Annotated in this window: 24 protein-coding genes; 8 read left to right on the plus strand and 16 right to left on the minus strand. The window is 74.7% G+C overall.

The window, feature by feature from the left end; all coding sequences use genetic code 11:
- Positions 1-12 precede the first annotated feature (12 nt).
- A complete protein-coding gene (locus ACI79K_RS13735; protein WP_456599971.1) occupies positions 13-1,233 on the minus strand; it encodes a substrate-binding domain-containing protein in 1,221 nt (406 codons plus the stop codon).
- A gap of 180 nt (positions 1,234-1,413) precedes the next feature.
- On the opposite strand from ACI79K_RS13735, the gene ACI79K_RS13740 reads away from it, so the two are divergent.
- A complete protein-coding gene (locus tag ACI79K_RS13740; protein ID WP_456599972.1) occupies positions 1,414-2,247 on the plus strand; it encodes a tyrosine-protein phosphatase in 834 nt (277 codons plus the stop codon).
- 3 nt (positions 2,248-2,250) lie between these two features.
- Here ACI79K_RS13740 and ACI79K_RS13745 read toward each other — a convergent pair whose 3' ends face one another.
- From ACI79K_RS13745 to pdhA, 8 genes are all read right to left on the minus strand, one after another.
- A complete protein-coding gene (locus tag ACI79K_RS13745) occupies positions 2,251-4,344 on the minus strand; it encodes a diguanylate cyclase domain-containing protein (RefSeq protein ID WP_456597803.1) in 2,094 nt (697 codons plus the stop codon).
- 175 nt (positions 4,345-4,519) lie between these two features.
- A complete protein-coding gene (locus tag ACI79K_RS13750; RefSeq protein WP_456590097.1) occupies positions 4,520-4,669 on the minus strand; it encodes a hypothetical protein in 150 nt (49 codons plus the stop codon).
- Positions 4,670-4,876: 207 nt separating this feature from the next.
- Complete coding sequence (locus ACI79K_RS13755; protein ID WP_456599973.1) at positions 4,877-5,338, minus strand: SRPBCC family protein; 462 nt, start codon at positions 5,336-5,338, stop codon at positions 4,877-4,879.
- An 80-nt stretch (positions 5,339-5,418) separates the two neighbouring features.
- On the minus strand, positions 5,419-6,582 hold the full coding sequence (locus tag ACI79K_RS13760) for an AGE family epimerase/isomerase (RefSeq protein WP_456599974.1): 1,164 nt from the start codon (positions 6,580-6,582) through the stop codon (positions 5,419-5,421).
- Positions 6,583-6,591: 9 nt separating this feature from the next.
- Positions 6,592-6,963 (minus strand): hypothetical protein, encoded by a 372-nt coding sequence (locus ACI79K_RS13765; RefSeq protein ID WP_456599975.1) that lies wholly within the window; start codon positions 6,961-6,963, stop codon positions 6,592-6,594.
- 40 nt (positions 6,964-7,003) lie between these two features.
- Entirely contained in the window at positions 7,004-8,530 is a 1,527-nt protein-coding gene (locus tag ACI79K_RS13770; RefSeq protein WP_456599976.1) for a dihydrolipoamide acetyltransferase family protein, read from the minus strand.
- A 1-nt stretch (position 8,531) separates the two neighbouring features.
- A complete protein-coding gene (locus ACI79K_RS13775) occupies positions 8,532-9,512 on the minus strand; it encodes an alpha-ketoacid dehydrogenase subunit beta (protein WP_456599977.1) in 981 nt (326 codons plus the stop codon).
- Positions 9,512-10,651: a pyruvate dehydrogenase (acetyl-transferring) E1 component subunit alpha gene (pdhA, locus tag ACI79K_RS13780; protein ID WP_456599978.1), complete on the minus strand. Its 1,140-nt coding sequence runs from the start codon at positions 10,649-10,651 to the stop codon at positions 9,512-9,514. The genes ACI79K_RS13775 and pdhA overlap by 1 nt, the downstream gene beginning before the upstream one ends.
- Positions 10,652-10,867: 216 nt before the next feature.
- Between pdhA and ACI79K_RS13785 the strand changes: the two genes are divergently transcribed.
- From ACI79K_RS13785 to ACI79K_RS13795, 3 genes are read left to right on the plus strand one after another with little or no spacing between them, the layout of a single operon-like run.
- A complete protein-coding gene (locus ACI79K_RS13785; protein ID WP_456590090.1) occupies positions 10,868-11,347 on the plus strand; it encodes an Lrp/AsnC family transcriptional regulator in 480 nt (159 codons plus the stop codon).
- A gap of 59 nt (positions 11,348-11,406) precedes the next feature.
- Entirely contained in the window at positions 11,407-11,925 is a 519-nt protein-coding gene (locus tag ACI79K_RS13790) for a hypothetical protein (RefSeq protein WP_456590089.1), read from the plus strand.
- Positions 11,926-11,937: 12 nt separating this feature from the next.
- Entirely contained in the window at positions 11,938-12,558 is a 621-nt protein-coding gene (locus tag ACI79K_RS13795; protein ID WP_456590088.1) for a pyridoxamine 5'-phosphate oxidase family protein, read from the plus strand.
- A gap of 72 nt (positions 12,559-12,630) precedes the next feature.
- Here the strand turns inward: ACI79K_RS13795 and ACI79K_RS13800 are convergent, their stop codons facing one another.
- Both ACI79K_RS13800 and ACI79K_RS13805 read right to left on the minus strand, forming a co-directional pair.
- A complete protein-coding gene (locus ACI79K_RS13800) occupies positions 12,631-13,953 on the minus strand; it encodes a serine hydrolase domain-containing protein (protein WP_456599979.1) in 1,323 nt (440 codons plus the stop codon).
- Between the two features lie 35 nt (positions 13,954-13,988).
- Positions 13,989-14,312 carry a DUF3817 domain-containing protein gene (locus ACI79K_RS13805; RefSeq protein WP_456599980.1) on the minus strand — a complete coding sequence of 108 codons (324 nt, stop codon included), beginning with the start codon at positions 14,310-14,312 and terminating at the stop codon, positions 13,989-13,991.
- Between the two features lie 112 nt (positions 14,313-14,424).
- Here ACI79K_RS13805 and ACI79K_RS13810 point away from each other — a divergent pair, with 112 nt between their 5' ends.
- Positions 14,425-14,991, plus strand: a complete 567-nt coding sequence (locus ACI79K_RS13810) for a hypothetical protein (protein WP_456599981.1) — start codon at positions 14,425-14,427, stop codon at positions 14,989-14,991.
- Here ACI79K_RS13810 and ACI79K_RS13815 read toward each other — a convergent pair.
- On the minus strand, positions 14,961-16,040 hold the full coding sequence (locus ACI79K_RS13815) for a C40 family peptidase (protein ID WP_456590084.1): 1,080 nt from the start codon (positions 16,038-16,040) through the stop codon (positions 14,961-14,963). The two genes, ACI79K_RS13810 and ACI79K_RS13815, sit on opposite strands and share 31 nt — an antisense overlap.
- 376 nt (positions 16,041-16,416) lie before the next feature.
- Between ACI79K_RS13815 and ACI79K_RS13820 the strand changes: the two genes are divergently transcribed.
- Both ACI79K_RS13820 and ACI79K_RS13825 read left to right on the plus strand, forming a co-directional pair.
- The gene (locus ACI79K_RS13820; RefSeq protein WP_456590083.1) at positions 16,417-16,590 is read left to right on the plus strand and encodes a hypothetical protein; all 174 of its coding nucleotides are present in this window, start codon (positions 16,417-16,419) and stop codon (positions 16,588-16,590) included.
- A gap of 11 nt (positions 16,591-16,601) precedes the next feature.
- On the plus strand, positions 16,602-17,489 hold the full coding sequence (locus ACI79K_RS13825) for a YhjD/YihY/BrkB family envelope integrity protein (protein WP_456597793.1): 888 nt from the start codon (positions 16,602-16,604) through the stop codon (positions 17,487-17,489).
- Here ACI79K_RS13825 and ACI79K_RS13830 read toward each other — a convergent pair.
- Entirely contained in the window at positions 17,430-19,886 is a 2,457-nt protein-coding gene (locus tag ACI79K_RS13830; RefSeq protein WP_456599982.1) for a transglycosylase domain-containing protein, read from the minus strand. The genes ACI79K_RS13825 and ACI79K_RS13830 overlap by 60 nt on opposite strands.
- Positions 19,887-20,069: 183 nt before the next feature.
- Here ACI79K_RS13830 and ACI79K_RS13835 point away from each other — a divergent pair, with 183 nt between their 5' ends.
- Entirely contained in the window at positions 20,070-21,080 is a 1,011-nt protein-coding gene (locus tag ACI79K_RS13835; protein WP_456599983.1) for a zinc-binding dehydrogenase, read from the plus strand.
- A 147-nt stretch (positions 21,081-21,227) separates the two neighbouring features.
- Here the strand turns inward: ACI79K_RS13835 and ACI79K_RS13840 are convergent, their stop codons facing one another.
- Genes ACI79K_RS13840 through ACI79K_RS13850 form a run of 3 tightly spaced genes read right to left on the minus strand, consistent with a single transcriptional unit; the run spans position 21,228 to position 24,372 of the window.
- Positions 21,228-21,896 (minus strand): acVLRF1 family peptidyl-tRNA hydrolase, encoded by a 669-nt coding sequence (locus tag ACI79K_RS13840; protein ID WP_456590079.1) that lies wholly within the window; start codon positions 21,894-21,896, stop codon positions 21,228-21,230.
- Entirely contained in the window at positions 21,893-23,146 is a 1,254-nt protein-coding gene (locus ACI79K_RS13845; protein ID WP_456590078.1) for an alpha/beta fold hydrolase, read from the minus strand. The genes ACI79K_RS13840 and ACI79K_RS13845 overlap by 4 nt, the downstream gene beginning before the upstream one ends.
- Positions 23,147-23,157: 11 nt before the next feature.
- Positions 23,158-24,372, minus strand: coding sequence for an MFS transporter (locus ACI79K_RS13850; RefSeq protein ID WP_456590077.1), 1,215 nt, complete (start codon positions 24,370-24,372; stop codon positions 23,158-23,160).
- Positions 24,373-24,506: the final 134 nt, after the last annotated feature.

Here is a 24,506-nt window from a genome sequence, read left to right on the forward strand (position 1 = left end):
CCCCTCGCCGCGTCAGGAGGTGGCGACCGGAGGAGCGGTGTCCTCCGGAGCCAGCGTGTCGACCAGCACCGGGACGAACTCGCCGCCCTGCTGCTCGAGACGGGCCTGGAACATCGGCTGCAGGAGGGCGTGGTCCTCCGCGCGGATGGTCGACTCACCCTTGACCCCGTCGAAGCTCCAGCCCTCGAGGGCGGAGATCATCCCGGCGACGTCGTCGGGGCTCTCCTCCACCGCGCGCACGATCATCTGGGCGGCGTTGCAGCCGTCGGGGGTGAAGATGTCCACTTCCCCACCGGCCGCCTCGACGCGCTCGGCCACGGCCTGGCTCATCTCGTTGTCGACCGCCTCGGCGAAGAAGTGCGACAGGAAGTTGAGGTCCGCGGCCTGCTCGCCGTAGGTGGGGTAGGAGGCGCGCAGGTCCAAGCCGGTGACGACGTTCGTCGCGTCGAACACGCCCTGCTGGCCCATGGCCTGCCACATCGCGGGCGCGGATTCCCCGGCCCAGGCGACGAAGGTCAGGTCGGCGCCGGCATCCCGGGCCTGCGCGGCGAAGGGGGTGAGGTCGGTCGCGCTGGCCGGGACGAGCAGCGGCGTCACGGTGGCGCCGGCCTCGTCGCCCAGGACGGCGGTCACCGCGGCGACGTTCGCCTGGCCGAAGGCGCTGTCCTGGGCGAAGACGAGCACCTCCTTGCCGGCCGCCTCGCCGATGAAGGACTGCGCCGTGCGCACGTCCTGGTAGGTCTGCCGGCCGGACCGGAAGGTGTTGTCGTTGACCCCGGTCACGGCGTCGGTCGCCGCCGGGCCGGAGATGAACAGGACGTCGTTCTGCTCCGCCAGCGGCGCGACCTGGACCGCGACGCCGGAGGACGCCGAGCCGGCCAGGATCTGCACCCCCTGGCCGATCAGGTCGGTGGCCTCGGCGACGGCCTTGGCCGGGTCTCCGGCATCGTCGCGCTGGATCACCTCCACCGGCCGGCCGCCCACCTCACCGGTGCCGTCGGTCAGGTGGTCCAGGCACGCCTCGAAGCCCTGGAGGTACTGCGCGCCGTACGAGGCGAGCGGCCCGGACGTCGACGTGATCACGCCCACCTGGACCGGGGCCCCGTCCTCGCCGGCGCCGCCTCCGCTGCCCGCCCCGCCACCAGGGGCACCGGGGCTGCCGCACGCGGCCGTGAGCGCGAGGACACCTGCGGCCGCCGCGGTGCAAGCGGTCCGGGAACGGGTGCGGGACATGGCGATCTCCTCGGTGTGCGGGTGCACGAGTGGTCTGCACCACACCGTAGGGACGAGCTGATCACGTGCCCATGTGGACCGGACCCATACCGCCGGGTTGCATTGTGGGGCAGCGCACCACCCTTGCGGGGTCCGGTGCCCAGAGGCCACCGGCCGGGCTCAGGCCGTACCGTCCCAGGAGTGACCTCTCCGCACACCGGCCGCTGGATCCGGCTCGACGGCACCACCAACATGCGGGACCTCGGGGGCCTGCCCACCGCCGACGGCGGGCGGACGGCGGCCGGGCGGATCCTGCGCAGCGACAACCTGCAGACCCTCAGCGACGCCGACGTCCGGCGGTTGGTGCACGAGATCGGCCTGCGCCAGGTGATCGACCTGCGGACCACCGCGGAGATCGTGCTCGAGGGGCGCGGCCCGCTGCGCGGCGTCCCCGAGGTCACCCACCGGCACTTCACCCTGCTGCCGGAGCGCGGGCACTACACCGACGTCTTCGCGGTGGAGGAGGAGGAGCCGCAGCTGGAGCTCGGGGCCGGGTGGGCCGAGTCGCTGCTGCCCCGGCAGGTCGCGGCCCACGACGAGGTGGAGCCGCCGGCGGTGCGGTCCTACCTGGGCTACCTCGGCCAGCGGTCGGAGAACGTCGTCGGGGCGCTGCGCGCGCTCACCTCCGCCCCGGACGGCGCGTCGGTGGTGCACTGCGCAGCCGGCAAGGACCGCACCGGCGTGGTCTGCGCCCTCGCGCTGGCGGTCGCCGGGGTGCCGCACGAGGAGATCGTGGCCGACTACGCGCTGACCGCGGAGGTCATCGACGCGCTGGTGGCGAAGCTGGCCACCTCGCCCACGTACGCCGAGGACATGGTCACGCGCGACGTGGCCAGCCACACGCCGCGGGCCGAGACGATGGACCGGCTGCTGACCCTGCTCGACGAACGGTTCGACGGTCCGGCGGGATGGCTGGACGCCCACGGGTTCGGTGCCGACGAGCAGGCGGCGCTGCGCGCCCGGCTGCGCGACTAACGGTCAGCGGACGGCGCGGGCCGACCGGCTCCGCCGCTCCTTCTCCCGGTACATCGCCGCGTCCGCCTCGCGGAGCAGGGCGTCGGCGGTGCGCGCCCGCTCCGCGCCGAGCACGGCGACCCCGACGCTGGTCCCCACCCGCACCGGGGTGCCGTCGAGGCGGAACGGTTCCTCGAAGCAGGCCGTGATGCGGTCGGCGAGGGTCCGCGCCTGGTCGGCGTCAGCCAGGGCCGGCAGCACGATGGCGAACTCGTCGCCGCTGAGCCGACCCACCGTGTCGCCGGGCCGGACGGCGGCGCGCAGCCGTGCCGACACCTGCCGCAAGAGCTCGTCCCCGGCCGCGTGACCGAGCGAGTCGTTGACGTCCTTGAACCGGTCGAGGTCGCAGAAGAGCACCCCGAGCTGGCCGTCGGGGCCCGTCCCGGCGAGCGTCGCCTCCAGCCGCTCCAGGAAGAGCACGCGGTTGGGCAGCCCGGTCAGCGCGTCGTGCGTGGCCTGGTGGCGCACGGTCTCCAGCAGCCGGGCCTTCTGCAGCGCGGTGGCCGCCTGGTCACCGACACCCCGCAGCCGGGCGAGCACGTCGCCACCGAGCTCCTCGGGCGCCGTCCCGGACTCCCAGCTCGCCGTCGCGACGCCGAGGAAGGTGGCGCCGGCCAGGAGCGGCACCGCGACGACGTCGGAGACGCCGATGTCGGTCATGAACCGGCGCAGCACCGGGCTGCTGGTGGCGAGGCTGAGGATCCGGGGTTCGCGGTCGGTGAGCATGCCGACCAGCTCCGGGGTGTCCTCCGGCCGCAGCGGCGTCCTCAGGAAGTGCTCCCGCCGGAGCGGCTGGCTCCGGGCGGAGCTGCGGCCCTGCAGCTGCCCCGTCGCCGGGTCCCAGAGCATCACCGAGGCACTGCTGCAGCCGATGACGCGCGGCAGGGCCTCCGCGACGACCTGGCTGACCGCCGTCGCGTCGCCGGCGCCGGCCAGCTCGTGGGCCAGCGCCAGCAGGGCGCCCGCCCGGTCGGCCTCCCGGCGCGCGTCCTCCAGGGCGATGAGCAGGTCCAGCGCCGCCGCCGCGTGCCCGGCGTAGGCGGCGAGCATCGCGTGCTCGTCGGCCATCTCGCCGTCACCGGAGGGGTAGATCGCGGCGAGCCGGCCGTGCCGGCGGCGGGCGGAGGCGACGTCGACGACCACGGCGGTGCGGCCCAGGTCGTCCCCGGACAGGATCCGCGCGGCCAGCTCCGGCAACTGGTCGTCGGGGATGCCGGCGCCGTGGACCAGGGGCGGACCGCCGTCCGGGTTGCCGACGACCAGCAGGTGCGCCGGGGCCAGCACGGCCTCACCGGCCCGCGCCACGATGCGGTGGAGGACGGTGTCGAGGTCGTCGCTGGCGACGAGGTCACCGGCCGCGGACTGCAGCGTGCGCAACTGCCCCCGCAGCGCCGTCAGCTCGGGGTCGGCCGCGGCCCCGTCGGGCCGCCGGCGGCGGAATCGCGACCGCCGCTCCCAGGTGAGGCGGTAGACGCAGGTGCCGGTGCCGTCGACGCAGCACTCGGTGTGCGTGAGGACGCCGGGAGGCAGACCGAAGATGGCCGGGATCATCACCGCCAGCCCGCGGGCGTACGCGCAGTCCAGCGCCGAGTGGGTGTAGCCGTCGGCCAGGTGCAGGGCGACCGTCGCCGACGTCGCGGTGGTCTCGCGGACCTCCATGCGGGAGACGGTGGTGAACTTGGCCGCCGCCCGCGGCAGCTGGCGGAACACCTGGCGGGGCGTGCCCAGGGCGCGCAGGACCAGGAGCAGGGAGTGTCCCAGGCCGCTGCGCATCGCGGCCGTGCCCACGTGGAACATCGTGTCGGGGTCGCCCAGCACATCCGTCGCCGCGGCGAACAGCCGGATCCGGGTGGCGTAGCTCCACCAGCGGGCCTGGTCGGCGACCTGGTCGGCGACCTCGCCGAGCCCGGCCCGGTCGAGCACCGCGGCGACGGCGTCGTCCCCACCCGCGCGGCGGACGTAGGCGAGCACCCCGGCCATCGTGATGCCCGGGGTCTCCCGCGCCTCGGCCGGCGGCACGGCGGTCGCGCCGCCGCTGCCAGGTGATCCTGTGCCCACGGTCCGGTGATCGGCGCGCCACCACCCCCGCTTGAGCGGAACCGACCGGATCGGGTGAGGAACCCGCAGGTCGGACCGCGCCCTGCGGGACGAGCCCCCGGACGCACGCGACCCCGGTCTCGAGGGAGACCGGGGTCGGGGTGTTCCGGGGCCGCGCGCGGCGCGCGGCCAGGGCTCAGCGGCCGAGGAAGTGGCTGCCGTTCGCCATCGTCAGGAGCTCGTCGCGCATCGCCGGGCTGCTGCTGCGGGCCAGCGCCTTGTTCAGCGCCCGCCGGGTACGCGCCACCTGCCGACGCTGCCGCCAGCTGGTCGTCACGCTGCTCATCGTTACTGCCTCTTTCGTCGGAGTGATCTGCCTGCAGCCGTAGTAACGCAGGCGTGCACCACTTTAATCCGACGAAACGTCGGCGAACGTGAGACATGGCCGAAGGTTCCTCATCCTTTCGGGTGAGCCGCGCCACGTCGGAGCCCGAACGCACGACGGCGCCCACCCCGAGTGGGGTGGGCGCCGTCGTCGTAGCGGGGCGGGGGCTCAGCTCGGGCGCTGCACGTCACCCCGCCAGGCACCGGTCTCGGTGCCGCGGCTCTCGATGAACTCCTTGAACTTCTTCGCGTCGGCCTTGATCTGCCGGTCGTCGAAGCCGAGGACGGCACCGGCCTTCTCGACCAGCCCCTCGGGCTCCCAGTCGATCTGGATCATCACCCGGGTCTTGGCGTCGTCCAACCGGTGGAAGGTCACCACACCGGCGTGCTTGGCCTCACCGCTGGTGCTGGTCCAGGCCACGCGCTCCTCGGGGTGCTGCTCGGTGATCTCCGCGTCGAACTCGCGCTTCACGCCGTCGATGTTGGTGACCCAGTGGGTGTGGGTGTCGTCGATCTGCGTGATCTTCTCGACGCCGCCCATGAACTGCGGAAACGTCTCGAACTGCGTCCACTGGTCGTAGGCGATGCGGATCGGGACGTCGACGTCGACGGACTCCTGCACGCTGGCCACGTTCTCAGCTCCTCGTGTCGCTTGTTCGGTCGTGCGCCACCTACCCCGGGGGCGCCGGACCGACACGTGGAAGGAGCAGGTCAGCGCAGCGCGGCCGCGATGCTGCCGCGCACCGGCCGGTCCGTCACCAGCAGCATCTGCGCCAGGTGGTAGGCGTCGGGCTGCCCGGCCCAGGTGCCCTCGGCGACCTCCCCCGACGGCGTGAGCTCGTGGTGCCAGCTGCCGGTGGTGGGGTCGGCGAACCGCTCCTCACCGTGCGCACGCCAGCGGTCGGCCAGCGCCCGGTAGGCCGGCTCCCCGGTCACGCGGGCGAGCACCGCCGCCGCCGCCACCGCCTCGCACAGCACCCAGTGCATACGCGCACCGACCACGGGCCGGTCGTCCCAGTCGAGGGTGTACGGGAAGCCGTCCGCGCCGTCGGCCGCCCACCCGCGGGTCGCCGCGGCGTCGAACAGCGCGACGGCGTCGTCGAGCAGCCAGCGCGGCGGGTCGGGAAGGGCGGCGCGCAGGTGCACCGCGAGCCGCGCCCACTCGAACTGGTGCCCGATCGTGACCCCGTAGGGGCGGAACGGGTCGGCCGGGTGCGCCGCGTTGTGCTCGGGCAGCGGCTCCCAGTGGGACGTGAAGTGCTCGGGCAGCCGCCAGCCGCGCTCGCGGGCGAAACCGTGCACCACGCGCTCGACACTGCGCAGCGCCTGCCCGCGCAGCCGGGCGGCCAGGGCCGCGTCGTCGACCGCGTCGGCGGCGGCGAGCACCGCCTCGACGCCGTGCATGTTGGCGTTGGCACCGCGGTAGTCGTCCAGCCGCGACCAGGTGCGGTCCCACTCCTCCACCGCCAGGCCCGCGTCCTCGTCCCAGAACCGGTCCTGCCACACGTCGAGGGCGTCGTCGAGCAGCGCGCGCCCGCCCTCGATCCCGGCCGCGGTCGCCGTGGCACCGGCCAGGAGGACGAAGGCGTGCACGTAGGCGGCCTTCGTGCCGTCGGCGGCCGTCGCGCACCAGCCCCCGTGCACCGGGTCGTGGAGGGGCCCGCTGCGCAGCGCCTCGACGCCGTGCCCGGCCAGCTCGTCCGCCCCTGGCCGCCCCAGCAGGGTGGCCAGCCCGAAGACGTGGGTCATCCGCGCGACGATCCAGCCCTCCTGCGGCCGGTCCGCGAGCAGGTCACCGTCCGGGCCCAGGTACCCGAAGCCGTCCGGCAGCCGGGATCGGGCGGCGAAGTCCAGCAGCCGGTCGAGATCGATCACCCGGTCACGCTAGTGCGCGGCCCGCCGGTCGCCCACCACGGCGACGGCCAACCGGGCCGTCGCCACCCCGAGGACCGCGAGGCAGAGCACCCGGACGAACCCCGCGCCGATGTTCGCCCCGGCGTCACCCGTGGTCATCGCGTCGACGAGCACCATGACCACCGTCGCGGCGAGCACGACGAACCCGAGCCGCCGGCCGGCCGGGACTCCGGCCGCCAGGAGGACCCCGCCGGCGATCGCGCACACGTACCCGAGCACCTGGAGCAGCCACGGGGCCGTGCCCTGGTCCAGGTGCGGCCGCGAGCCGCCGATCCCGATCGAGACGCCGGTGAGCGCGACGAACAGCAGCAGGGCGACCAGCGCCTGGGCACGGCGGTCCACGACGGGCTCCCTCTCGAGCGACGAACCGGGCGGCTCGCCGTCAGTAGGCCAGCGCGCTCCCCGGATCATGCAGCAACGCGCCGACGTCGGCCAAGAACCGTGACCCGAGTTCGCCGTCGATGATCCGGTGGTCGAAGGAGAGCGCCAGCTGGGTGACCAGGCGGGGCTTCACCTTCCCCTTGTGCACCCACGGCATCTCCCGGACGGCGCCGAAGGCCAGGATCGCCGACTCCCCCGGGTTGAGGATCGGGGTACCGGTGTCCACGCCGAACACGCCGACGTTGGTGATCGTCATCGTCCCGCCGGTCATGTCCGCCGGTGCCGTGCGCCCGGCCCGGGCGGTCTCGGTGAGCTCGCCGAGGGCCGCGGCCAGCGCGGGCAAGGACAGCCGCCCGGCGTCCTTGATGTTGGGCACGATCAGCCCGCGCGGGGTCGCCGCGGCGATGCCGAGGTTCACCTGCCCGTGGACGACGATCTCCTGCGCCGCCTCGTCCCACGAGCTGTTGACCATCGGGTGCCGCCGGGCCGCGAGCAGCAGCGCCTTGGCCACGAACAGCAGCGGGCTCACCTTGACCTCGGCGAACTCCGGCCGTGCGGCCAGCCTGCTGCGCAGCTTCATCATCCGGGTGACGTCGACGGTGAGGAACTCGGTGACGTGCGGCGCGGTGAAGGCGCTGGCCACCATCGCGGCCGCGGTGGCCTTGCGGACCCCCTTGACCGGGATGCGCTGCTCCCCGCCGGTGGTCGCCACGGACGCCGGGGCCCCGGCGCCGTCGGAGCGCGCGGCGACGGCGGCGTCGACGTCGGCCCGGGTGATGCAGCCACCCGCGCCGGAGCCGGAGATGGTCGCGAGGTCCACGCCGAGGTCCTTGGCGTACTTGCGCACCGGCGGCTTGGCCAGCGGGCGGGGCCCCCGCCGGCCGGGCGCGGAGCCCTGGGCCGGGGCGGCGTCCTCGCGTCGCGCCGCGGCCTCGGCCTGCCGGCCGACCTCCAGCCCGCCGTGGCGCACCGGCTTGCTGCGCATGTCGGGGGCGGTGGCCAGCAGCGGCGGGCCGTCGTCGGAGGGCAGCGGGGGACGGTCGGCCCCGCCGGAGCCGTAGTCCGCGCCGGGCAGCCCGGTCGCCCGGGCGGCGGCCGGGGCGCCTGACCGGCGCGGGCGGCGGCGCGCCTCGGTGGTGCGGGGCCCGTAGCCGACCAGGACGGCGGTCCGCCCACCGGGGGCCGCCCCGCCGATCAGCCCGGCGGCCGGCTCCTCGCCGGCCGCCGATCCCTCGTCGGCGGGCGCCGCCGCCGGGGCGCTCCCGGCGGCGTCTCCCCCACCCACCCCGCCGACGTCGATGGTGATGATCGGCGCACCGACGTCGACCATCGTGCCGGCCTCGTGGAGCAGCTCGACGACGGTGCCGGCCCACGGCGAGGGCAGCTCGACGGCGGCCTTCGCCGTCTCCACCTCGCACAACGGCTGGTTGACCGTGATGGTGTCACCGACCTGCACCAGCCACTGCAGGATCTCGCCCTCGGTGAGCCCCTCACCGACGTCGGGGAGCTTGAACTGACGCTGCGCCATCTCAGAACTCCATCGCGCGGTCGACGGCGTCCAGCACCCGGTCGAGGTCGGGGAGGTACTCCTCCTCGAGCTTCGACGGCGGGTAGGGGGTGTCGAAGCCCCCGACCCGCAGCACCGGCGCCTCCAGGGAGTGGAAGCAGGCCTCGGTCACCCGCGCGGCGATCTCCGCGCCGAGACCGAGGGTGACCGGCGCCTCGTGCACGACGACGCAGCGACCGGTCCGCCGCACGCTCTCGAACACCGGCTCCAGGTCCAGCGGCGACACCGTGCGCAGGTCGACGACCTCCAGCGACCGCCCCTCCTCCTCGACGGCCTTCGCCGCCTGCAGCGCCGTCTTCACCATCGGGCCGTAGGCCAGCACGGTGACGTCGTCGCCGCCACGGACGACGCGGGAGGCGAACAGCGGGTCCGGGGTGGCGTCGGTGTCGACCTCCGCCTTCTCCCAGTACCGCCGCTTGGGCTCGAGGAAGACGATCGGGTCGGGATGGGCGATCGCCTGCTGGATGCCCCAGTAGGCGTCGACCGGGTTGCTGACCGCGACCACCTTGAGCCCCGCGGTGTGCGCGAAGTAGGCCTCGGGGCTCTCGCTGTGGTGCTCGACCGCCCCGATGCCGCCACCGAAGGGGATGCGGATGACGATCGGCATCGGCAGCCGGCCCTTCGAGCGGGCGTGCATCTTGGCGACCTGGGTGACGATCTGGTTGTAGGCGGGGAAGACGAAGCCGTCGAACTGGATCTCGCAGACCGGCCGGTAGCCGCGCATGGCCAGGCCGACCGCGGTGCCGAGGATCCCGGCCTCGGCGAGCGGCGTGTCGACGACGCGGGCCTCGCCGAAGTCCTTCTGCAGGCCGTCGGTGATGCGGAAGACCCCGCCGAGCTTGCCGATGTCCTCGCCCATGAGCACGACCTTGGCGTCGTCCTCCATGGCGCGGCGCAGGCCGAGGTTGAGCGCCTTGCCGATCGTGAGCGTCTCGGTGGCCATCAGTGCTCGCTCCCCTCGAAGCTCGCCTGGTACGCGATGAACTCCTCGCGCTGGGTGGCCAGCCACGGGGTCTGCTCGGCGTAGACGGAGTCGAACATCGCCGTCGGCTCGGGATCGGGCATGTCGACGGTGCCGCTGCGGATCCGCTCGGCCAGCTCGTCGGCCTCGCGCTCGACGGAGTCGAAGAACGCCGCGTCGGCCTTCTCCGAGCGGGACAGGTGCGCCTTCAGCCGCGCGATCGGGTCGCGCAGCTTCCACTCCTCCAGCTCGCTGGCCAGCCGGTAGCGGGTGGGGTCGTCGGAGGTGGTGTGCGCGCCCATGCGGTAGGTGAACGCCTCGATGAAGGTCGGGCCCTGCCCTTCGCGGGCGGCCTGCAGCGCCTGCCGGGTCACGGCCAGGACGGCGAGGACGTCGTTGCCGTCGACCCGGACGCCGGGGAAGCCGAAACCGGCCGCGCGCTGGTACAGCGGCACCCGCGACTGCCGCTCCAGCGGGACGCTGATGGCGTACTGGTTGTTCTGGCAGAAGAAGACGACGGGGGCGGAGAAGCTGGCCGCCCAGATCATCGCCTCGTTGACCTCCCCCTGGCTGGTGGCGCCGTCACCGAGGAAGGCCAGCGCCGCGCTCTCGGCACCGTCGCGCTGCAGGCCCATGGCGTAGCCGGTGGCGTGCAGGGTCTGCGCGCCGATGACCACGGTGTAGAGGTTGAAGCCGGTGGCCACGGGGTCCCAGCCGCCGTTGTCGACGCCCCGGAACAGGCTGATGACGTGCAGCGGGTCGACACCGCGGGTCCAGGCGACGCCGTGCTCGCGGTAGGTCGGGAACGCCATGTCGGTGGCGGCCAGTGCGCGGCCGGCGCCGATCTGCGCGGCCTCCTGACCGAGCAGCGAGGCCCAGATGCCGAGCTCGCCCTGCCGCTGCAGCGCGGTGGCCTCGACGTCCCACCGGCGCACCAGGGCGAGATCGCGGTAGAGGTCCCGCAGTTCCTCGTCGGTGATCTCCAGGGAGTAGCCGGGGTGCTCGACCCGGTCGCCCTCCGGTGTGAGCAGCTGGACCAGCTCGGACCGCTGCGGCAGGTGGGGCGCGGCGGCCCCCGGGACGGGGTCGACCATCTCCGTGGTCTCTGGCAACGCTGTCACCGGTCGCACTCCTCGCCGTCGGCCACCGCCGCCGGGGTCACCGGCGACGCGGTGGTGCTGGACGTTCCGGCCGCCGGATGTGGCGGCCCTCACACATCCTGGCACGACCTGCCCGCCGATGACCAGCCCTGATGCGCATCGATCTGCGCAGGCGCATTGAAGTAGATTGCGCAGAAAGCTCGCCCAGGGTGGCGTCCAGCTGTCAGACTGCGCAGCGTGCCCGAGATCGATGCCACCGATGCTCGGCTGCTGCTCGCGCTGACCGAGGACCCGCGGGCGAGCGTCATGGCGTTGTCGCAACGGCTGGGCCTGGCCCGGAACACGGTGCAGGCCCGGCTGGCCCGGCTGGAGAGCAACGGGGTACTCGGCCCGCTGGACCAGCGGGTCCGCCCGGAGGCGCTGGGCCACCGGCTGGCCGCCTACATGTCGGTGCAGGTGGCGCAGCGCGGGCTGGCCGAGGTCAGCGACGCACTGGCCGCCCTGCCGGAGGTCCTCGAGGTGACCGGCCTGTCGGGCGCCACGGACCTGCTGGTGCACGTGGTGGCGACCGACGCCGACCACTTGTGGCGGATCACCGAGGCGGTCCTGGCCATCCCCGGCGTCCAGCGGGTGGACACCGCGCTCGCCATGCGCCGGTTCCTGGAGCGGCGCGTGGGCCCGCTGCTGCGCCGCGCCGCCGGCCCCCCGCCCGGCTGATCCGCCCGTACCGGCGGCCCGCCGGTGTGCCGCCGGGACGTGCGGGTACCGGGCGGCACATGACGAAGAAGACCCCGTTCGGCGTGGCGGGCAAGGGCAAGCGCGGCATCAGCACGCTGGGCTGGGCGCTGCGGGGAGCGGCCGCCGGCGCGGCGGGCACCACCGCGCTGAACGCCGTCACGTACCTGGACATGGTGGTGCGCGGCCGCGGCAGCAGCTCCACCCCCGAGCAGACCGTCGAGAAGCTCGCGGAGACGGCGCACGTGCCCATCCCCGGCGACGACCAGACCCGGCAGAACCGCCTCCAGGGACTCGGCCCGATGACGGGCATCGTGGCCGGCGTCGGGGTGGGCGTGGTCGGCGGGCTGGCCCGGGCGTCGGGCCTGCTGTCGTCGAAGCCGGTCGGCACGCTGCTGACCGCGCTGGGCGCGATGGTCGCGGGGAACGGGCCGATGACGGTGCTCGGCGTCACCGACCCCCGCACGTGGTCGACGACGGACTGGCTCAGCGACCTGGTGCCGCACCTGGCGTACGGCCTCGTCGTCAAGAACACCATCGACGCCTTCGACCGCCCGTGACAGGGTCCGGTCGTGGAGGAGATCACGACCGAGGCAGAGCTGCGCGCCCTCCTCGGGGAGCCGGCCCCCGCCGCCGTGGCCAAGGAACGCACGGCGCTGCACGAGTTCGACCGGCAGTGGCTGGCCGCCTCACCCTTCTGCCTGGTCGCGACCAGCGCGGCGGACGGCACGTGCGACGTCTCGCCGAAGGGTGACCCGCCCGGCTTCACGCTCGTCCTCGACGACCGGACCATCGCGATCCCCGAGCGGGCCGGCAACCGCCGCGCGGACGGCTTCCGCAACATCCTGGCCAACCCGCACGTCGGCCTGGTCTACCTGCTGCCGGGGCGGGGCGACACCCTCCGGATCAACGGACGGGCCCGCCTCGTCCGCGACGACGTGCTGCTCGGGCGCATGGTGGTGCAGGGGCACCGCCCGGTGCTGGCCATGGTCGTCGAGGTCGAGCAGGTGTTCCACCACTGCGCCAAGGCGTTCCTCCGCTCCGGGCTCTGGGAACCGGACACCTGGGGAGCCCACGACGTGCCGTCCCGGCCCCGGATCGCGCAGGCCCTCGAGCGCCGCGGCGAGCGGCTGGAGGACATCGAGCGCTACTACGGGGAGCAGTACACGGCGGGCCTCTACCCGACCGGCTGATCCCCCCGGGCATAGGAAGCTCTACCTACGAATTCAGGACCAGAACCGTAGGCATGGCTTCCTATGCCCCGGTCAGCGCCAGCCGCGCTCGTCGACGCCCCCCGGCACCGGGGCGGCCGGGTCGTAGGGCGTGCGGGTGAAGACGAACGTGTCCAGGTCCAGGTGGTCGGCGGCGATGCGCAGCGTCTCCCCGGCGAAGTAGCCGTCCAGCCCGCGCCAGGTGCCGTCGGCCGCCGGGGCGAACCGGCTCGCCCGGCCGGACCGCCCGGGCAGCGGGCCCAGGTGCAGCAGGCCGCCGGCGACCGACCGGAGGACGTAGGGGGCGGGGCCCCAGAACCAGACGCCGAGGTCCTCCAGCGGCACCGGCGACGGCGCGGGTGCCCACGGCTCGGCGATGCGCGGCTCGGCGGCACGCAGGTCGGCCAGGAGCCCGAACACCAGCGGATCGAGGCCGCTGGTGGTGTTGGCCAGCGACACCGCGCCCGCCTGCTCCTCCCGGTCGACGAACACCCCGGCGAGGAAGCCGGGCATCGAGCCGCCGTGCCCGACCAGCGTCCGCCCGTCCACGCGCAGCACCTGCACGCCCAGCCCGTAGGCCGACCAGCCCGGCGCGGAGGAGTCCACGCCGGCGGGCACCGTCATCTCCTCCAGCGTCGCCGGGTCGAGCACGTCGCCGGTGTCGCCGAGCAGGAACGCGGCGAACCGGCCCAGATCGGTCAGCGTCGCCCACAGCTGCCCCGCGGCGGCCATCACGCCGGCGTGGTGCTCGGGCTCGGGCAGCACGACGTCGGCCCACGGGTGCACCGCACGGCCCTCGGCGGCCGGCGCGACCGGTCGCGGCGTGGTGCGGGCCATGCCGAGCGGGGCGAGCACCTCGGCGGTGACGGCGTCGTCCCAGCTGCGGCCGCGCAGCCGGGCGACGAGCTCACCGAGCAGGCCGAAACCGAGGTTGGAGTAGTGGAACCGCCGCGCGGCGCCGAGGACGACGTCGGTCTCCGCCAGGCCCAGGTCGTCGAGGGAGCCACCCTGGGTGCGCTCCCACCAGCCGCCGGGGCTCTCGGCCGAGGCGCCGGCGAGGTGGGAGAGCAGCTGGCCGACCGTACGGTCGCCGAGCGGCGTCCCGGGCAGGTGCCGCTCCAGCGGGTCGTCCAGCCCCAGCCGGCCCTCGTCGCGCAGCCGCATGACCACGACCGCCGTCACCGTCTTGCTGATCGACCCGAGCCGGTACTGGACGTCGGTGTGCGGGCCGGGCACCTCGCCGCGGCCGGCCGACCAGGCCAGGCCGCCGTCGCGGACGACGCCCGCGACCAGGCCGGGGGCCCGGCCGTCGCGCTGGACCCGGGCGGTGCGGGCGAGCAGGAGTCGGGCGGTGCCGGGGAGGACGGGCTCGGGCATGCCGGCGACCGTAGCGACCGGCACCCGGCGCGGGATCAGGCGGTCAGCGCTTCCCGCGTGGGCAGCGCACCGGAGCGGGTGGCCCACCGCTCGAACCAGACCGTGGCCAGCGGCGGCACCGACGCGGCGAGGGCCAGGACCGTGGTGGGCAGCGACCAGCGCAGCACCCGGGCCGTGACGAGCGCGACGAGGACGTAGACGACGAAGACCCCGCCGTGGATGGGCCCGAACACCTGCACGCCGACCTCGGAGGTCTGCAGCACCCACTTGACGAACATCCCGGCCAGCAGGCCGACCCAGGTGATCGCCTCGGCGATGGCGGCGAGGCGGAAGGCGGTGGTGACGGTGCGCGGGTTCAACGGACGTCCTCGGGTCGGCGGGCTCTGCGGTCGTCAACGACCGGGCGGGGCGCGGGGTCCCCGCGCCGGGTGTGACGTACGCGGCACCGGCCGCGGTGGCAGGGTCGGCGTCGTGCGCGGACTGGCCCGGCGGGAGTTCTGCCTGGTGCTGCTGCGCCGGATGGCCGATCTCCGCCCCGATCTCACCGCCGCGGCGCTGCCGCGGCTGGGCGCGACCCGGGCGGAGGCGCACGCGGCGCACACCCGCTGGCAGGCGCTGCAGCACTCGCGCCGGGCACCCCGCGGGCTGGCCCTGCGCTCCGCGGTCCTCGGCCCGCCCGAGGAGCTGGAGGACCGCCGCGTCGGCGACCTCGACATCCAGGTGCGGCGCTGGCCGCTGCCGCTGTGGCCGCACCTGTGGTGGGAGGTGGTCAGCGGGCCCGGTGGCGCGGTGCTCCACGAGCAGCTCGCCCGCGCGCCGGGCTCACCGGTGCCGGCGGCCCGCCCGCACCGGCTGCTGGTGTGGGAGCACGTGCTCGACGACGTCGTCGGGCTGCCGGGTGCGCGCGGCCTCGACCCGGGGGTGCCGACCCGCGCGGAGGTGCGCCTCCCCGTCGGGGTGCGCGCGGTCTTCGTGTGGGGCCTGCTGCAGCAGGTCACCCGGCACGATCAGCCGGCGATGCGCCGGGCCCCGCTGTAGCCGCCCATCGAGTCGATGCTCGCCACCTTGACGACGTCGCCCGACGTGGGCGCATGCACCATCTGGCCGTCGCCGATGTAGATGCCCACGTGGCTGACCGGGCTGTAGAAGAACACGAGGTCACCCGGGCGCAGCTGGTCGCGGGAGACCGACTGGCCGGTGGCTGCCTGGTTCCGGCTGGCGCGCGGTAGCGAGATGCCGGCCGCCCGGTAGGCGTAGGAGGTGAGCCCCGAGCAGTCGAAGGCGCTGGGCCCGGTGGCCGCCCACACGTAGGGCTTCCCACGCTGGGCCATGGCGGTGTCCACGGCGATCTGCGCCGCCTCGCTGTCGGCCACCACGGGCGCGGACGGCGCCGGCGCAGTGGGCTCCCGGTCGTCGCGGCTGGCCCGCTGCGACTCGGTGCCGCGCTCCTCGGCGTGGTGGGCCTGGGCCACCGCCTGGCGCTCCTGGGCGCTGAGCTGGTCGAACTGCGCGCGGAACTCGTCGACCTGCGCCTGCAGGTCGGCCTGCTGCCCGGCGACGGCGTCGTAGGCGGCCTGCGCCTGGACCGCGGCCTCGTGCGCGGTGGCCTGGGCCTGCGCGGCGGCCACGTTGGCCTCGGCGGCGCGGGCGAGGACGACACCCTGGTGGCCGGAGATCGTCTCCAGCGTGGCCACGCGGGTGACGAACTCGTCGGCCGAGCTGCTGGTGAGCAGCGCCTGGAAGGAGCCCAGCCCCTCACCGGTCCAGGCGCTGCGCGCGATGCCGCGGACCGCCTCCTGGGCGCGGGCGAGGTCGGCGGTGGCCTGCGCCAGCTGTGCGGCCGCGGCCTCCGCGGCCGCCTGCTGGCCCGTCAGCGCGTCGCGCGCCTCGTTGAACCGCTCGGTGACGACCTCGAGCTGGTGGCCGCGCTCGGCGACCAGCCGGGCGGCCTCGGCCGAGGTTGCGGGGGAGCCGGGATCCGCGGCTGCCGGGACCGTGGCGAGGAGGATGCCGACGGTGCCGGCCAGGGCCAGCCCCACCCGTCCGGCGGTGCGGCGGCGAGCGGGCGTGCGCAGGGGGGTCGCCATGGTGCGGCGGCTCTCCGATCTCATCCACGGCCGCCTGCCGGGGGCCCGGCCGGGCACGCGCGGGCACGCCGGGACGGAGGGGTCCGTCCCACCTGCGTGCCGCAGCGTTGCCTGGCCGGCACCCGCGCCTGTGCGGGTGCCCGGTTCGCTCGACGGCGCCCGGCGGAGGTCACTCGGTAGTGACAGAAAGCCCCGACGGACACACTCACCGTAGGCGGCGTGACCCGGTCGTGACAATGCCCGTAACGACATTCGTGTAGTTCTCCTGCGCGTCCTGTCACAGCCGTCCCAGCCACCTGCGCGTTCGCTCCGCAGGGGCGGTGGACGCCCCACCGGGGTCCGTTTCGGCACGGCTCCGCGGGACCACTATCGGTGGATGGACATCCGGAAGCCCCTCCTGCTGCTCGCGCTCGCCGGGTCGCTGGTCGCCTGCGGCGACAACACCGACATCCAGCGCGGGGAGACGAACTGCGACGCCAGCGGTGAGCAGGCGGACAACCCGCACGACGCCAGCTGCGAGGAGACCGGCTCCAACACCGGCACCGACTGAACCCGCCACGCGTGGGCTGGTTCTCCCGGGCCGTCGCCTGGCTGCGCGACCTGGCCCGGGGCGTACGCGCCCGGCTGCGGGGACGCGACCTCATGCTGATCGCCGCGGGGCTCACCTTCTACGCCGGCATCGCCGTCGTGCCGCTGCTGCTGCTGGCGTTCGGTCTGACCTCCTGGCTCACCTCCCCCGAGCGGGTGCACGCCCTCGGCGAGCGGCTGGCCGAGCTGCTGCCCGGCGCGCTCGACGCACCGACCGCCGTGACCCGCCTGGTCGACGCCGGCACGGGCCTGGACCCGCTCGGCGCGCTGCTGGCGCTGCTGCCCATGTCCTTCTACGGCGAGGGTCTCCGGCGCGCGCTGCTGCGCTTCGGCTCCCGGCACGAGGGGATGACCGGCTGGCGCGGCAGGCTGGCCGCTCTGCCGCTGCTGCTGATCACCCCGGTGCTGCTGTACCCGCTGCTGCTGGCGGCCGGGCAGATGGCCGACCTCGCCGACCGCGGCGGGGTGGCCGCCGTCGTCGGGCAGGTGGCCCTCGGCTACTACGCGGTACTGGCCGCCCTCACCCTGCCGCTGGCCTGGGGGTTCCGGGTCGTCGGGGGAGGCCGCGTGCGGTGGCCGGCGCTGATGGTGGGCGCGCTGTTCACCGCCGCCTGCCTGTCCGGCTTCCTGCAGGGCTTCGTGCTGTTCCTGGCGCTGCCGCTGGACCTGGGCGCGCCGTTCGGCGACATCGACGTCGTCGGTGGGGTCGCGGCGCTCGGCGTGTGGCTGTTCCTCCTGCACCTGGTGGTGCTGCTGGGCTGGCTGGCCACCCAGGAGCTCGACGAGCGGCTGAAGCGGCGGTCAGCGCCGCGGCGGGGACCGGTAGGGGGACCGGTCGAGCCAGGTCCCGGTCTCGCCTAGCGTCGGCTCGTCCGGGGGCGGGGATCCGCCGGTCCCGGTGTCCGGCTCCGCCACGACCGGCGGCGTGGACGGCGGGGGCGTGGACGGCGGGGACGTGGACGGCGGGGGCGTGGACGGCGGGGGCGCGGACGGCGGGGGCGCCGGCACCGGCTCGGGAGCGGGCGGGGGCGGGGGCGGCGGCACGTAGCGGGAGCCGTTGCTCACCAGGATCGAGACGACCTGCCCTCGCACCGCCCGGCCGCCGGCCGGCGGACTCGTGCCCACGAGCTCCCCATCGGCCAGGTCGCTGTCCACCCGCACCACGACGTCGAGGAAACCGGCGTCGCCGAGCACCTCCTGGCAGGCGAACGGATCACCGCAGGACGGCACCCGGATCGTGTTGCCCCGCACCACCGCGGGATCCGCGGGCGGGAAGTCGCTGCTGCCCCGGGCGCCGAGCACCGGCGCCATGGCGTCGTGCCAGATGGTGGCGCCCTTGCCGCCCCCGAAGCCGCCGACGTCCTCGGCCTCCTTGGGGTTGAACACCATCACGCTGGCGGCGATCTCCGGGGTGTACCCGACGAACGCCACCGAGACGTTGTCCTGGGTGGTGCCGGTCTTCCCCGCGATCTGGTGGCCCGGCACGTACGCCCGCCGGCCGGTCTGGCCGCCGTAGCCCGGCTCGACGTCCTTGCGCAGCATCTGGTTGAGCGTGTTCGCCACCCCGGACGGGATCGCCTCGGGGGTGCAGCGGTCGCCGTCCACGAGCGGCTCGCCGTCCGCACCCAGGACGGGCTCCCCGTTCCGGTCGAGCAGCCCGGTGACCGGGACGACGTCGCACCGGGTGCCCGAGGCCGCGAGCGTCGAGTAGGCGCTGGCCAGCCCCAGCGGGCTCGTCGCGTCGGGGCCGAAGGCGAACGAGCCGTTGTTCTCGTCGATCGTGCGCTGCGCCAGGCCCCGGGGGCCGTGGGCGTAGAGACCCATGCGCTCGGCCATGCGCACCGGCTCCTCGACGCTGCCGAGGGCGTCCTCGAGGGCCAGGAAGTAGGTGTTGGAGGACTGGTAGAGCGCGGTCGTGAGGTCCAGCGAGGCCCGGTAGCTCCCGGCGTTCCGAACCCGGTAGGGCCCGCCGTCGGCCTGGTAGACGCGCGAGTAGTACGGGTTGGGGGCGGTCAGCGTGTACTCGGTCGAGTAGCCGCGGGCCAGCGCGGCGGCCGCCACGAACACCTTGTACGTGGACCCGGCGCCCCGGCTGGGCAGCGCGTTGAGGTTGACCGACTCCTGCCGCTCGTCGTGCTCGTCGTGGCCGAAGATGCGGTTGACGCTCATCGCCAGCAGGTGGCCGGTGCCCGGCTCCACCGCGGTGAAGGTGGCCGCCAGCGAGCTCTCCAGCGGCTGGTTGGCCAGCACGGCGGCGTCGCCGGCGCGCTGCAGGTCGGCGTCCAGCGTGGTCTGGACGACGTAGCCGTTGCGCTCGAGATCGTCCTGGGTGAGCCCGAGCTCCTCGATCAGGTACCGCTGGACGAAGTCGCAGACGTAGGCGCCCACGGACGCCTCGACGCAGCCGCGGCGCGGTGCGGGAGCGGGAGCCAGGTCGAGCGGGGCGGCCTCGGCCTCGGCCTGCTGCTCCGGGCTGATGTAGCCCTGCTCGGCCATACGGGCCAGCACCTGGTTGCGCCGGACGGTCGCGCCCTCGGGGTCGGTGAACGGGTCGTGGTCGGACGGGCTCTGCACCAGGCCGGCCAACAGGGCCGCCTGGGGCAGGGTCAGCTCGGCGGCGTCGACGCCGAAGAAGGCCTGGGCCGCGGGCTGCACGCCGTAGGCATTGCGCCCGAAGTAGACGATGTTCAGGTAGCGGGTGAGCAGCTCGTCCTTGCTGTAGGTGGACTCCATCGCCAGCGCCAGCCGGGCCTCGCGCAGCTTGCGGCCGAAGGTCTTCTCGATGGCGGCGTCGCGGTCGGCCGGGGTCCGCGCGGACTGCAGCAGGGTCTGCTTCACCAGCTGCTGGGTCAGCGTGGACCCGCCTTCCTCCACCTCCCCGGCGGCGATGTTGGTGACCAGAGCACGCGCTGTGCCCTGCACGTCCAGACCGCCGTGGTCGTAGAAGCGCGCGTCCTCCACGGCCACCAGCGCCTGCCGCATCACCTCGGCGATCCGGTCGAACGTCACCGGGTCGCGGTTCTCCCGGTAGAACGAGGTGATCACCTCGCCGTTGGCCGCGAGCATCACGCTGTTGCGGGCCGGCACCTCGACGGAGAACTCCTCCGGCGGCTCGCCCAGCAGAGCCGAGGAGCTCTGCGCGGCCAGGGCCGGCCCGCCGACCCACGGCAGCAGCAACCCGGCCAGCAGTACCCCGGCCAGCAGGATGGCGCCCGCCAGCGTGAGCAGGGTGCGACCGGTCCCCGTGCGCGACTCCATGACCCTCCCCACGACAGAAAGCCCAGCTCAGCAGGGAAGATCACCGATGACAACCACCCGCGCGGGGGTACGGCCACCGGAACCGTCCCGTCCGTCACCGGGGACCCGCCCGCCCCACCGGCTCCTCCGGTCGCGGGCCGGGCCCGGTTCGTCGGCGCGGTGCCCACGGCGTTGGATGGGGGCATGCCTGATTCGATGCTGGCCGGCCGGCTGAACGTGCGCACCCGAGACTTCGTGGTCAAGGAGGTGCCCAAGCCGACGCCCGGCCCCGGCGAGGTGCTGATCCGGGTCGCCGCGGCCGGCATCTGCCTCTCCGACGTCCACCTCATCGAGGGGCAGCTGTCCCCGCTGTTCCTCGCCGGCGACGAGGTGACCCTCGGCCACGAGGTGGCCGGCACCGTCGCCGACCTGGGTGACGGGGTGAGCGGACTGGCCGAGGGCCAGCGGGTGCTGCTGCAGGCCGGGGAGGAGAAGGACGGCTGGGTGCACACCCGCGGCGTCGACTACGACGGCGGCTGGGCGCAGTACGCGCTGGCCACCGCGGACACGGTCGTGCCCATCCCCGACGACCTCCCGTTCGAGCAGGCGTGCATCGTGCCCGACGCGGTGTCGACGCCGTGGGCCTCGATCGTGCGGACGGCGCAGGTGCGGGCCGCCCAGCCCGTCGGCGTCTGGGGCATCGGCGGCCTCGGCGCGCACGCGGTGCAGCTGCTGCGCCTGGCCGGGGCCGCCCCGATCGTCGCCGTCGACCCGGTGCCGGCCGCCCGGCAGCGGGCGCTGGACTTCGGCGCGGACCTCGCGCTGGACCCGGCCGAGGACATCGCCGCCCGCGTCCGCGAGCTGACCGGCGGCGCCGGGCTGGCGTTCGCCTTCGACTTCGCCGGGGTGGCGCCGGTGCGCGAGCAGGCCGTGCGCTGCCTGGAGCGCGACGGCGCCCTGGTGCTGGTGGGCCTCACCGACCAGCCGCTGGAGATCCGCAACGGCACCCAGTTCAGCTACTTCGGCCAGCGGATCCTGGGCCACTACGGCTCCGAGCCCGCCCACGTGGTCGAGCTGGTGAACCTGATCCGCCACCACCGGCTGGACCTGTCGCGGTCGGTCTCCGGCACGCTGTCCCTCGCCGACGCCGCTGAGGGCGTGGAGCGGCTGGCGCACAAGCAGGGCGACCCCATCCGGCTGGTCATCACGCCCTGAGCACGGCTCAGCAGTCGGACGGACGAGTCCACCTGTCAGCGGCCGGGGAGCCGGCCCATGAGCTCGGGCACGTGCACCAGCCGGGTCCAGCCGCTCCGACGCACGTCCAGCCGGGTCACGGCGCGGCCAGACGTCCGGCGGTCCGGCTCAACCCAGGGGCGGAGACGGCTCGCGGATGACCACCTGCACCGCGCGGAACTGCTTGGGTGTCTCCAGCAGCACCACCTTGGTCGGCTCGCCCACCTCCAGGGCGGGCTCCCGACGCAGCGCGGCCAACGCGCGGAGCCGGGGGCCGGCGAGCACGTCGTCGACGAGCCCCCGGTCGCCCCCGGTGAACAACGCCGCCAGCCCGTCGGCGTGCGGCAGCAGGACCCGGGCGGCGGTCTCGACCGCGTGGTCGACGACGGCGTCGGTCTGGTGGGCGCGGCGGCGGGCGAACCGCTGCTGCGACCAGCCGCCGGCCGCCGTCCGGCCCTGAACCTGCCGCGCGTCGACCTTGGAGACGACCAGTTGGTCGCCGTCGAAGACGCCGACCGCCCACCGGCCGCGGCGCACCAGCAGCACCGCGGCGCGCCGGGGCCGACCGGCGGCGGCGGTGAAGCTGCCCAGCAGCGGCGGCTCGGGCACCCAGCCGAACGGGGCGCGCAGGACCACGCTCGTCGTGTCGGCGCAGGTGATCCGCAGCCCGTCGTCGGCCGGCTCCACCGCGGTGAAGGCGCCGTGCCGGGTGGCGACGCCGTCCAGCCAGCGACCCAGCCGCTCGGGCGCCACCCCCAGCCGCCGGCCGCCCCCGGCGGCGGGCCGCGGGCGGGTCACCGGGACCGCAGGGTGAGCAGCCGGTCGAGCACGTCGCCCACGCGCAGGCCGTCGTGCTCGTGCTCGTTGGTCACCCAGGTGCGCACGTTGCCGACCGCCTCGGCCGTCTCCAGCGACAGGCCGGCGTCGACGTACATGTCGTCGAAGTAGACGGCGGCGTCGACCGGCACCTCGTTGGCGGCCAGCCGCGCCGGGTCGTAGAGGGCGGGGAACTCCTCCAGCTCGGCCAGTGCGTGCACGGCCGGCGCGAACGGCCGCAGCGACGCGATCTCCTCGAACATCCACGGGTAGACCATCTCGCCGGTGAACGGCAGCGGGCGGCGGGCGCCGTCGAACTCCGGCCCCCGCTCGTCCTGCGCCGCCCATCCGACCGGGCCGGGCCCCTGCGCGTAGATGCTCTCGTGCAGCGCCGCGTAGAGCGGGTCGTCCCGGTAGGAGGTCCGCCGGGCCACCTGGTCGAGGAAGGTGTCGGACAGCTCGCCGTCGCCGTCGAACGCCTCCTCGAACAGCCAGTGCAGCTCCGTGGCGCCGTCCCGCATGCCCAGCGCCTGACCGACGGTCTGCAGGCGGCGCACGGTGAGCCGGTCGCCGTCGGGCAGGACCGCGGGTGCGGCGGCCAGCCGGTCGGCGACGGCGGCGACCTGCGCGACGTCGTCGGGAAACCGCTCGTAGAGCCGGCGGGTGCGCGCGGCGACGCGGGGATAGGTGCGCCGGTAGACCTCGCGGGCGTCGGCGCGCAGGCCCGGCAGCCCTCCGGTGACCAGGCAGCGGGTGAGGCCCTCGGGCGCGCGCGAGAGATAGGTCAGGGTGACGAAGCCGCCGTAGCTCTGGCCCAGGGTGGTCCACGGCCGGCCGCCGTAGAGGGTGGCCCGCACGTGCTCGGCATCGGCCACGATCGAGTCCGCCCGGAACGCCAGCAGGTGGCGGGCGGCCGCGCCGGCGTCGGGGAACCGGCCGATCGTCGCGCCGGTGATGCGCGAGCTGCGCCCGGTGCCGCGCTGGTCGAGGAGGACGACCCGGAAGTCGCGGAGCGCGCGCTCGATCCAGCCACCACGGGTCGGTCGCGGCGACTTGCCGCCCGGGCCGCCCTGCAGGAAGAGCAGGAGGGGCAGGTCGTCGGCGCGCCTGTCGGGGTGGACGAGCTCGCGGACGAACACCGAGATCGTCGCGCCGTCGTCGCCGCCCCACCGCAGCGGCACCGTCACCGCCCGGTCGCGCACGTGCGCGCCGGGGAGCGTGTACTCCGGCACGGAAAGCCCGGTCAGCCGGCGAGCGCGGGCTCGGCGACGTGCTCGGCGGGGACGTGCAGCAGCCGCTGGAAGAGCGCGACGACGACGGCCGCGACCGCGGCCGCGACGATGGCCACCAGGAACGCCGTGTTCGCGCCCGCGACGTCGACGAGCTTGCCCGCCACGGACGCCCCGAGGGCCACGCCCAGGCCCAGCGCGGTCCCGATCCAGGTGAACGCCTCGGTGACCGCGGCGCGCGGCACCAGCAGTTCAGCGAGGGTGAAGGAGCTGATCAGCGACGGCGAGACCGCGACGCCGGCGACGATCACGAACGGGACCATCAGCCACACGTCCTGGATCAGCGTGAGCGGGACGACGAGCACCGTCAGCACCGCGAGGGCGACGACCAGCCGCCGCCGCAGCGGGACGCGCCAGTGGACCATGCCCCAGCCGATGCCGCTGGCCATCGAGCCGAGCGCCAGCCCCGCGATGAGGACGCCGGACATCGACATGGCGCCCCGCTCGTCGGCGAACGCCACCAGCGCGATCTCCAGGGTGCCGAGGATCGCCCCCACCGCCGCGCCGACCACGAAGAGCACGCGCAAGCCGGTGGTGCGGATCGCCGAGGGCCCCTGCCGGCTGGCGTGCCCGTGCGGTTCGGGCTCGGTGCGGCGCTGCGCGGCGAACAGCAGGCTGCCCACGGTGGCGAGGGTGAATGCCGTGACGACACCGGAGGTGGCGTGGCCCGTCGTCGAGAGGAACGTGACCAGCACCGGGCCGATGATGAAGACGAACTCGTCGACGACGGACTCCATCGCCAGCGCCGTGGGCAGCCGGTGGCTCCCGCGCAGCAGATGGGTCCAGCGGACACGGATCATCGAGGAGACCGGCGGGATGCAGGCACCGGCCAGCCCCGCGGAGGTGAAGACGATCCAGAGCGGCCAGGCCTCCCGCACGGAGAACAGGAAGACCAGGCCGGAGAGGACGAAGACGACCAGCACCGGCAGCAGCACCCGGCGCTGGCCGTGGGTGTCGGCCCAGCGGCCGAGCAGCGGACCGGCGATGGCCGTCGTCACCGCGCCCACCGCAGCGACCGCGCCGCCCAGGCCGTAGGAGCCGGTCTCCGACGCCACGAGCAGGACGCTGCCCAGCCCCACCATCGACAGCGGCAACCGGCCGATGAAGGCCGACAGGACCATGGGCAGGGCATGCGGGGTCCGGAGCACCTGCAGGTACGGATTCGCCACGGGCGGGGTGCCTCCGGGAGCGGGAAGGGGGCTACGCCACGCTAACCGACCGTGGCACACGGTGCCGCGAGGACGCCCCAGGACGCAGACGACCGGGCGTGGGCGCGCTGGGCGGGAACGGCGAGGGCCCGGAA

Source organism: Blastococcus sp. SYSU DS0616, assembly GCF_054051015.1.

Excerpts from the sequence above, each read along its gene's own strand:
- ACI79K_RS13735 (WP_456599971.1), bottom strand. The coding sequence starts at position 1,233 with ATGTCCCGCACCCGTTCCCGGACCGCTTGCACCGCGGCGGCCGCAGGT.
- ACI79K_RS13750 (WP_456590097.1), bottom strand. The coding sequence starts at position 4,669 with ATGAGCAGCGTGACGACCAGCTGGCGGCAGCGTCGGCAGGTGGCGCGT.
- ACI79K_RS13770 (WP_456599976.1), bottom strand. The coding sequence starts at position 8,530 with ATGGCGCAGCGTCAGTTCAAGCTCCCCGACGTCGGTGAGGGGCTCACC.
- ACI79K_RS13775 (WP_456599977.1), bottom strand. The coding sequence starts at position 9,512 with ATGGCCACCGAGACGCTCACGATCGGCAAGGCGCTCAACCTCGGCCTG.
- ACI79K_RS13790 (WP_456590089.1), top strand. The coding sequence starts at position 11,407 with ATGACGAAGAAGACCCCGTTCGGCGTGGCGGGCAAGGGCAAGCGCGGC.
- ACI79K_RS13800 (WP_456599979.1), bottom strand. The coding sequence starts at position 13,953 with ATGCCCGAGCCCGTCCTCCCCGGCACCGCCCGACTCCTGCTCGCCCGC.
- ACI79K_RS13815 (WP_456590084.1), bottom strand. The coding sequence starts at position 16,040 with ATGGCGACCCCCCTGCGCACGCCCGCTCGCCGCCGCACCGCCGGACGG.
- ACI79K_RS13820 (WP_456590083.1), top strand. The coding sequence starts at position 16,417 with ATGGACATCCGGAAGCCCCTCCTGCTGCTCGCGCTCGCCGGGTCGCTG.
- ACI79K_RS13830 (WP_456599982.1), bottom strand. The coding sequence starts at position 19,886 with ATGGAGTCGCGCACGGGGACCGGTCGCACCCTGCTCACGCTGGCGGGC.
- ACI79K_RS13835 (WP_456599983.1), top strand. The coding sequence starts at position 20,070 with ATGCCTGATTCGATGCTGGCCGGCCGGCTGAACGTGCGCACCCGAGAC.